Origin of the sequence: Aquimarina sp. RZ0 (genome assembly GCF_008370685.1) — a bacterium.
In the GTDB taxonomy this organism is placed as follows: Bacteria; Bacteroidota; Bacteroidia; order Flavobacteriales; family Flavobacteriaceae; genus Aquimarina.
In genome coordinates this window covers 69,874-79,613 of sequence record NZ_VTZU01000031.1, presented here as the reverse complement: position 1 = coordinate 79,613, position 9,740 = coordinate 69,874, and the positions used below count along the sequence as shown (strand labels likewise).

8 protein-coding genes are annotated in these 9,740 nt (G+C 36.7%); all 8 read right to left on the bottom strand.

Going from position 1 to position 9,740, the window contains the following annotated elements:
* Nucleotides 1–268 (bottom strand): transposase (locus tag F0000_RS13300; RefSeq protein ID WP_188112121.1); only part of this gene is annotated, 268 nt, incomplete at its 3' end.
* A 164-nt stretch (nucleotides 269–432) separates the two neighbouring features.
* Entirely contained in the window at nucleotides 433–759 is a 327-nt protein-coding gene (locus F0000_RS13295) for a hypothetical protein (RefSeq protein WP_149625213.1), read from the bottom strand.
* A gap of 122 nt (nucleotides 760–881) precedes the next feature.
* Entirely contained in the window at nucleotides 882–1,652 is a 771-nt protein-coding gene (locus F0000_RS13290; protein ID WP_149625212.1) for an N-acetylmuramoyl-L-alanine amidase, read from the bottom strand.
* A gap of 302 nt (nucleotides 1,653–1,954) precedes the next feature.
* Entirely contained in the window at nucleotides 1,955–2,077 is a 123-nt protein-coding gene (locus F0000_RS28275) for a hypothetical protein (RefSeq protein ID WP_255452729.1), read from the bottom strand.
* 923 nt (nucleotides 2,078–3,000) lie between these two features.
* A complete protein-coding gene (locus F0000_RS28120) occupies nucleotides 3,001–4,413 on the bottom strand; it encodes a DUF4157 domain-containing protein (protein WP_223148901.1) in 1,413 nt (470 codons plus the stop codon).
* A gap of 331 nt (nucleotides 4,414–4,744) precedes the next feature.
* A complete protein-coding gene (locus tag F0000_RS13280; RefSeq protein ID WP_149625211.1) occupies nucleotides 4,745–6,070 on the bottom strand; it encodes a DUF4157 domain-containing protein in 1,326 nt (441 codons plus the stop codon).
* A gap of 277 nt (nucleotides 6,071–6,347) precedes the next feature.
* Entirely contained in the window at nucleotides 6,348–7,751 is a 1,404-nt protein-coding gene (locus F0000_RS13275) for an ATP-binding protein (RefSeq protein WP_149625210.1), read from the bottom strand.
* A gap of 375 nt (nucleotides 7,752–8,126) precedes the next feature.
* Nucleotides 8,127–9,740 carry a contractile injection system tape measure protein gene (locus tag F0000_RS13270; protein ID WP_149625209.1) on the bottom strand — a complete coding sequence of 538 codons (1,614 nt, stop codon included), beginning with the start codon at nucleotides 9,738–9,740 and terminating at the stop codon, nucleotides 8,127–8,129.

Below are 9,740 nucleotides of genomic sequence, written 5' to 3'. Positions count from 1 at the left end.
GCTCAAAACTGCTCTGGCGATCTGTAGGGACTTCTAATTCAAAAGTCCCTTCATTACTCTTTATCGTCTTTCTAGATTTGCCATTACGCTTATTACCTTTTGATCGCTCACTATCGCTTAAATGAGAGTCCATCTCTGCTTCTAAAGCTTTTTCTATAAAACTCTTTAACATAGGTGCAAATGCGCCATCTTTGCCAAATAAACTCTTGCCGCTCATAAATTGTTCAAGAGCTTTCTTCTCTAGTTCTTGTTGTTCTGTATTTGTCATCTTATCTGAATAATGTGTAAATTAAAAATTTAGTATTCAGACAAGGTTATATTTACACTCTCTATTTTAATTTTTGTAGTAGCATTATTTGCTGCTGTATTCTTAATCGTTTGTAATTTGGCATCATAGTTTTATGAATAGCATTTTAAGACAAATGCTTTACCCTAAGTGGTATTGAACTCCTTGTTCATAAGATGTATTGTTTTCTCTACCTCGTTTAATATGGCCATATATACTGGAGAAAGTGCATATTTCTCATTACACTTTTCTAATAATGGAAATAATTCTGATCGTTTTTTTTCTAGAATATCATATGCACTGGAATGTTCCTTATCTCTCTGTGTAACTATTTTTTCTCCAAGACTAGTCAAGGCATGTTGTGTACTTGACAAAACTATTGCAAGACTATTATTTTTTGAACCATAACTTGCACAACCGCTTATAAAAGCCAGTATAAAAACTAGTACTGTTTGTGTAACCAATTTTTTCATGTGTAATCATATTTAATATTGTTGGTCTGTCATATTGAATCGTAAATATATATGTTGAAATAGGTCTCGGACTATTACAAATGCGACACATTATAGTAATTTTCCGACTCGATTTTTTTAATTTATAAAAGTCCTTCGATAACTTTTTCCCAATCAAAGGCTGGCCCTATATCCCATTTACCAGAAGATCTATAATTTACGTGAGAGGTGATCCCTTTAAAATTGACCAACTCATTTTCTGCCACTATATCATATCGTTTATCCTCTGGCAAAAATGCTGCAGGTATATTGTATTCTGCAGTTAAATACCGAAGTAGTACAATTAAACTTTTATATTGTCTGGCAGTATATCTGGCATAGTATTGTCCCCCTCGATACGGTATAGCTAACTTGGTATAGAATCGAGTTTCACTAATATGGCAGTATACATCGGTATCGCTATATACAGTAACCAGTTGGTCTCCAATTCTTTTCAAAAATCCAATATTAGAAAGTTCTATCGCTATAGTTCTCTTGGCACCATTAGTGTTTCCTCCTACGGCTCCCGAACCCAAATGATACGACCAATAAGCAGAGGACCACAAGTTCAGTATCGTACCATTTCTGGCAATAATAAATGGAGTAGACACTCTTTCATTAGGTTTTGATAACGCCGCAACATCACCCTTTATATAACCAGCCGTATAATGCAGTACGATCTGTGTTTTTGTGTTTCTCTCAGGCTCATAAAATGAAGTATCACCATTTTTGGGGATACAACTTACATAGGGCATGACTTGATTTGTACCTTTTATAGGCACGGTCATCTTTGTTAACACAAATTCTTTTTTGGCTGTGTCTATTCCTGTTTCAAAAAATGTTTTCTCGTGATTTGCTATACTTGTTGCCTTCATAACTTATTTAATCTATAATTGTAATGATATCAAAGATATTAAGAGAACTATCTACAGACTATATCAAAATCGCCAAATAAAGGGAATTTTGCGACACTTCTTCTTATATTCAAGAATCAATATTGTAACAGTATTCTACAATTTAGTTCCATTAAAGTTTTAGATTATCAGTCTGAGCCTGTCCAAGACCAACAACATTTTGTTTTCAATTTCACTTCGATAAGCTCAGTGTGACCTGTAAATTTTCTTACATCGAACTCACCCCTGGAAACCCAACAGTGCTGATTATGCTTCTGGAACAGTCATTTTTTTATATCATTTTGTATATCCTTATCGATTCTTCCTTTTACCAGCCAGGCGACGACAAATGCATATCTAGCAATCCATTCTAACCAAAAGGTGTATGCAGGAAGCACAGTATCCATATTTATCGCTGGCAGTTTTTCTATTATAAAACTTAAGAGAAGGACAGCTACAGAAGCCCACATGATGATACCATTCCTGCAAAAGCACCTCGCACTAGCAGTTTATGGACGCTAGCCCCTTAATGTAATCCCTATTGCCTTTTAATTTAGGCCTTCCGACCCATTTTGTATTGGGTCACACCCTTTTTGTTAAGGCTCAAACCCTTTTAATATTACTTAGAAGCATCACTTTGATACTCTGAACCAGTTATTTAACACCTAAAGCCCTTACTGTAAAGGGTGTTGCCCCTTTTTATAAACCCTTAAGCCCTTAGCAAACCCAATATATGGATTAACATACTACTACTAACCCCTTAGTATACTCTTTTTAGGCCTTGGGAAACTATTTCGAAGCAGTTATTTAACGCTTGATCACCCATATAATAAGCCATCAAGGCGTTCCGGTAACCCAAATAAACATCAAATAAACCCATAGCATTGCTTGTTTATGGGGTGGCAACCCACAATCTAACCCTTAGAAGTAGTACCGTAATTGTTCGAAGCATTAAAACAACGCTTCGAACTGCTCTGGTAAGGGGTATTCCTCTAACTGGGATGGGGTTATCCTAAGACTAAAATTGTTGAGATTGGCTTTGCGAAGTTTGCAACTTCGCAGTAAACTACCTCGGGGCAAGAATACGAGGCATTTATTGAAAAAAACATTTTGATTTCGAGACAAGCCTCGGAGCATTTAAATCTCGATTATCGAGTAAAAACCATGTCAGCCCATATCAACAAAACCACTTAGTTACTTGATAACTCTAGTTTTATTAAAAGTGCAGTAGTTACAAACTAAGATCATAGAAATCGCACCAATCAGTATTATAATGACTTCGAAGTTACAAACTTCGAAGAGGGGTATATCTGGCCGATCTCGTTTCGTATTACTCTTTATAAAATTTAGCAATAGGCTTTGCACTCTTTTCCCATTTTTTGCGATCCCAATTGTCAAGAATAATTATCTGCTTTCCACCGCCTTCTGCTGTAAAATTAACTGTTTTGTCAAGCTTGTGCGATGTAACCGCTTCTGCTACCTCAGATTCATATACGGTGTTATATCTTGTTAATGACTTAATCCTGAACACAAAATATTTTTTTGCCACACTAGGTCCTGGTAATCCCATTTTTTCTTCTACATTTACATCTTCAGTCCTTAATTCATTGAATTGTTTTTGTGTCATATAATATGCTGATGGGTTATTCTTAAAATCAAATTCTTCCTTATCGCTCTCTGTTACTAATTTGTAGTATAGAGTGCCTTCAGGTACCGATATTTTTTTTGGTGCTTTTTTACCTGAATGTATAACTTCATCTACTTTTTTGTGGTTTTCTAGTAAATGCTTCCCTTTCTTTAATTTTTCTTTTCCCATTGAATCTAAGTTTTCATATCCTTCATATTTTGAAACTATTTTTTCAAGATTTTCTTTTGCCTTTCTATCTAAATCTTTATATCTAGGTAGTCTTGAAACCATGTCATCGTATATATTATGGAAATCACTAAAAAAATCAATAATATCCACTTCAGAATTTGTTGTGAAATTAATATTCTCCCATCCTTTCCCAAACTTATCTTCAAGCTCTTTAGATACCGCTTCTCTTCTTAAATCATCTTTTGTAGCGTACTTTTTTACCACACGACCTTTAATATATTTTTGGATAAGTATTGCTGCGTTTTTTTCTTTTTCTTTCTTAGCCTCTTCTTTTTTCTTAGCTTCTTCTTCTGGATCAGGCTCTCTTTGCGCTATTTCTTGTCCATTAACCTTTCTGTTTAACAACTCTTTTCTTTGTAACATTTCTACTCCATTCATAGCCCTTCCTCCCATCACATCCGCTTCCTTCTCCAACCCAGCATCATCATTAATATTTACTTTGCTTTTTAATTGTCGAGTTGGCTTTACCCGTCCTTGTTTTTGCTGTACCACGTGCCAGGCCTCATGAGGTAAGTGTTTTTGTTGCCCTGGTGCCAAATGAATATCTGTTCCCTGAGCATAGGCATGGGCTTGTAATTGAGCTGGTTTGCTTGAGTTATAATGTACCTTTACGTCATCCATACTATAACCAGAGAGATTTTCGATACCTGATTTTAGGTTGTCGGGGAGGCCTGTTTTGTTTGCTTTTCGCTGTATAGGTGTTTTGGTATTGTCGGAACTATCTATTCCTGACCTTAGTTTACGCTGTACGGCTATAGCAGGTCGATTGTCAGTAATAGTAGCTTCACCACCAGAACTGTGTTCTTGTTGTACGCGTTGTACGATTTCTTTTTGTGGTTCTTGTGTTTTATCGGTTTGTGGTTTCATTTTTCTTAACTCATTTTTGTTTTAATTCTACACGTATTATAGTAAGGCTATACAACTCGAACTCTTTTCTTCTTGCTGTTGACGGCACTAGTTACAAACTAGCGGGAGCGGGGTTTTTAACCCCTAAAAAAATACTATCTCGTTACTATTAGTTATAAACTCGTGGGAATAATTATCATACTCTTATTTTTCTATTTTCAACTTCTAACCATTACCTCTCACCGTTGTCAATACGAAGTTGCAAACTTCGCCTTTACTTAGCTATTCCATAAAAATGCTTAAATTTTCAAAGGAAAGCAGAGGTGAACTACAAATCTGCGCTAGCTATTAACTATGACGGCATCGTTTCCCAACTCTCGTTAGCTCCTCCTTTTTTATAAATAGAAATAAATGACTTTGGTATCCCTGTTATAAATGCGACTTCATCAGGAGCTACTTTTACACCTAAAATTACCGAATTTTCTATTTCGTGTGCGTCATGTAATATTCTATTAGTTTCATGAAGAGTCAATTCTACACCATATTCATATTTACCCTTATGCCCACCAGAATATGCAAATGATCGCATTGGAATTTGATCTTCTTTTTCATTCTGAGTACTTCCTACCCAACCGCGACAAAAACTATCAAAATCGTTATCTCCCATTTGATTTATTTTAAAAGCCAATTCCTTGCAATATCTTAAAGATCGTGGAAATCTTGCAAAAAAACCTTTATCTTTATTAATCGTTTTTGGTGGTCTATTGTCAGAACGATAAAACCTTGTATATCTACCATGAGGCACTACGTTATTGGCTGCTTCTGATAATGATTCTATGACTTTATCTATTGTTTCATTACGTGTTCTAATGGATCGAATACGATTAAATAAATCATGGATTGTTATAATTTTGCCTTTTGCTTTAATGTTTCCATAATAATATTCTCTTATTTTTAATTGTTCTTCTTTTGTTAATCCATAATCACTATGAGAATTATCTAACTCATTCTCTAACAATTCAGTATCATGTACGGTTTCAAGAACTAATTCTTTATTAGTTTTTAGTTGTTGAACTTCACTAGATGATTTTCTCTTTATTTTTTTATTAGTATAATTTTCGGGTTTATCTGAAAGCGACTCTTTTAATTGCAATGTTTTCATATTTATTGCTTTAGCCCCCATCACATCTGCTTCTCTTTCTAACCCGGCATCATCATTAATGCTCACTTTGCTTTTTAGTTGTCTGGTAGGTTTTACTCGTCCTTGTTTTTGTTGTACTACATGCCAGGCTTCGTGCGATAAGTGTTTTTCCTGTCCAGGTGCGATATGGATATCTGTTCCCTGAGCATAGGCAAGGGCCTGTAATTGGACTGGCTTGCTAGAGTTGTAATGTACTTTTACATCATCCATACTATAGCCAGATAGGTTTTCAATACCTGATTTTAGGGTATCGGGTAGGCCTGTATTGTTCCTTCGACTACGCTCAGGACTAGTTTTTTGTTGGATCGGATTCTTACCATTATTAGAACCATCTATTCCCGATCTTAATTTTCTTTGATCCAAAGAAGAGGTACGGTTATCCTTTAGTTGGGCCGTACCTCCGTCACTAGGTTCACTAGTAACTCTCGGGGCAATCGAGTTTTGAGATTCTTGGGTGTTTTCTGTTTGTGTTTTCATAGTATTGTGTTTTGATTCTACTATCTACTTCGGTTCAATAAAAATCTATTCTCGATACGTTTCTCCTCTGTCGAAACACTCGAATCGACGGTTTCTATAGTATTTTCTTTCATTAGTATGAACTGGCGTCTCATCGAATGATTTTATCATTAGTGATAGCGTTTGATAAAATTGTATCGAGATGCTTTTATAATTGCTACTTCTATTGGGTCTCGATACATTCCTAAAACCTTACCTATCGTCTAGGTTCCAGGAACACTACCATTGATGTTTTTTTTTAACTTAAAATCACTCCTTCTTTCTGTAACTCCTGTCGTATTGCAGTTTCCAGACTTTGTTGGGTGATGGTTTTTTCTTTGTTCGTTACGGCTTGCAGGGTACATTTTCGTACTATATTCATCATCAATCCTCCAGAGATTTCATAGTTTTCGGCGATATGCCATAGATCTGTATTTTTATCTAGTGGTAATTTCTTAGCAAAGGATTGCTTCCATAATTGATAGCGTTCTTCTACTCCCGGCATGGTAAATTCGATCATCGATTGGAACCTTCTGGTAAAGGCGTCGTCTATATTATCTTTTAAGTTACTTGCCAGGATCACCACCCCGGGGAAATCCTCGATTCGCTGTAATAAATATCCGATCTCCTGATTTCCATAGCGATCATTGGCGCTACTTACTTGCGTGCGCTGTCCAAAAAGAGAATCGGCTTCGTCAAAAAATAAAATCCAATCGTGTTGTTGTGCCTGATCAAATACTTTAGCCAAGTTTTTCTCTGTTTCACCAATGTATTTAGAGACGGTCATACTTAGATCGATTTTATAGACTTGTTTACCTGTACTTTTTCCTAACAATACCGCCGCCATACTCTTACCGGTTCCCGGTGGTCCGTAAAACAAACTTTTATAGCCCGGTTTTAGTCGTTTACCCAGTTCTAACGCTTCTAAAACCGTGTGTCCATAGATAACCCAATCCCTGATTTCCTGCAAGCTATGTACTGCGGACCTAGAGACGATGAGATCCTCCCACGATAGCTTCGTATAAATATGTTGCGCAGGGAAATCAGGGCTATATTTTGCTTGATAAGGTTTTCCTGTTAATAGATATTCTACATATTCATTAGCGATCATCCAGATACTACTTAATATCGGACTATTCCCTTTGGTTCTGGGTAAGCTAATGATGCCTTTTCGTATCGCGACAAAGTCTTGGCTAATGAGCGTATGATATTGCAAGCGTTTCTGTAAATCATCTCCTGCTATTAAAAACATCGCAGTTTCTGCAGTAGGAACCAATCCCAAATGTCCTTCCAACAACAGTCCGCCAAATTCGCTATAACGGCGGTCATAGTCCTTGTTTTTAGTGAGTAGAATATCCAAAATTGCTGGTTGGATATGAGGAACCAATGCCAGAATCAATAGCAGTCGTTCTGCAAAATTGAGTTTGTGTTTTTGTATAAATGCTGCATAGACTCCTTCTTTATCTGTTATATCCGGAGGTGTTAATTCTTGTATGGATTGATAAGGCGTTTCTTGGTTAAAATGCAATTCCAAACGGGTTTGAAGCACGATGCCTAGCCAAGCTAGTTCGTTTGCTATTACCTCTGCATTATGATCACTGATAAGTTTATCAGTTGACTTCTTTATACCATTTTTTTCAGCGATGACCATTTGTTTTTTCATAGTATTGTTATTTCTTTTTGTATTGTCTACCCTTCGACTCCGCTCAGGACGACGGAAGCAAAAAGGTTATTTCTATTGGATCTCGATACATTTCTATAGCCTTTCCTATCATCAAGGCTTTAGGAAGCCTCGACCAGACGCAATAAAATCCATCTTTTTTGACACGTCACATCGAGTGATTTTATCATAAGCGATAGCGTTTGATAAAATTGTATCGAGATGCGATCAATGCTACCTACTTTAAAAAGGTCTCGATACTATTTTTATTCCGTTACGCTTCATAAAAATCACTACCAGACGATCGTGCTTCTATATTTCATTCATCCAATACCTCAAACCCTGATACCTGAAAACTGAAACCCAACACCCTAAACCTCACAACCACTCCACTACAATAATGTCTTGCATCCAGGGGAGCTTTACCGTATGAAAACCCCAAGGCAATTTTTCTAACGTAACATCATGAGTTTCTCGTTGCACCTGTAATAACCAATGACCATCTCGGGTACGTAAAGATCCGGGACGACATAGATAGGAGGTTCTAAATCCTTCTATCGATAGGTTTTTCCAATGTGGGCCTTGTCCTATCGCAGCGGTTAGCAGTCCTTCTGCAATTACTGTTTCTTCATCCGATAGTGTGATTCGCGGTATGACTTCTTCTATAGCGACACCACATAACAATTTGTTTAATGGTAGTGCTCCTTCAAACAGTTCCTGGTCATCTCCTTCACACAGATACTGCAAGGCACATATAGCAGTATGGCGAGCGGTTTCATTGATAAAGGTTTTATCTTTGATCAACTCCAAATTCTCAAAAAAGCGTTCTAAAAATGGCCAAAAGAGTACCAATCCTGCATTTTGTATGGATATAAAATCCGTATCCTCAAAAGGAGATGACAATTGTTCTATCTCCATTAATGTGGGTTTTGACGCTATCTCCTGCAGTTCTTTATGCACTCCCTGGAGATAGATTGCCAAGGGTCTTAATACACTATTGGCATCTACCGTTTGCTCTTGTATGTTACCTATATCTTTTAGTAGTTGCACCCATTTTTTCAACATCTTAGTAGGCAACTGATCCAAAAAAGGGTTGTTTATGATAGTGGATAGTTGTCTAAAAAATTCTTGCCATATAGTATTCTTAGCTTGGGTAATTTTATAGCTAGCTACTAAAGATTTGATCTCATAGACATCCTGTGCTTGATGTTTTTTGCTACTTCTTTTATGATCTATTCCGAGTGCTGCCAACGTACCTTGAAAACATTCTTGTTCGAAGAACTTGACATCTTTATACATGTCAAACTTCTGAAACGCTGTTTTCCAAAACGTAGCCTCTATCTTCTGTGATGTGATGCTGTATTTCTTATGAATTCTCTGCTGAAAATTTTCTAAAGCAGGTACTATTTCTTGTGCCGGAATATCCGAAATCAGTTGGAGGGATTGAAGCAGTTGCGCTTCTGTACTTGTATTGACAAAACGTTCTAGCTGCTGGGTATTCCATCTCAATTGTTTTAGCAAGGTGATGAAACTGGTGTTCGGTTTTTGCAGCAATTCTTCTAATTGCTCCAGAACATATGCTTTGGTTGTGTCCTTTGCCCACCAAGGTAATATTCCGGTTTTCAGGTAATGTGCTACGGCTCTAAGTGGTGTTTTTTCTTTGGGTTGATTGACTGTGTTTTTTTGTAGTACGGCATCAGATTGCTGATATACAGTAAGTGCTTCTTGGAGTTTTTCTTGCAATTCTTCCTCAAAAACAGTTTCAAAATTATCCAAAGATACCTGCCCTAAATCTAATGTAAGTCGATCAATCTGAAACGGTTGATCTGCCGTATTATGAGCAGTATTACCAAATATGCGGTCCATAACCGTTCTTAACTGATGCCGACACAGCGCACTCAGTTCTTGCTGCACAGCAAAAGCATCTACAGTCGAAGGCAGGTGAATTTCTAAAATCTGTTTATTGATGATATGTTTTTGCTGTGTTATCAT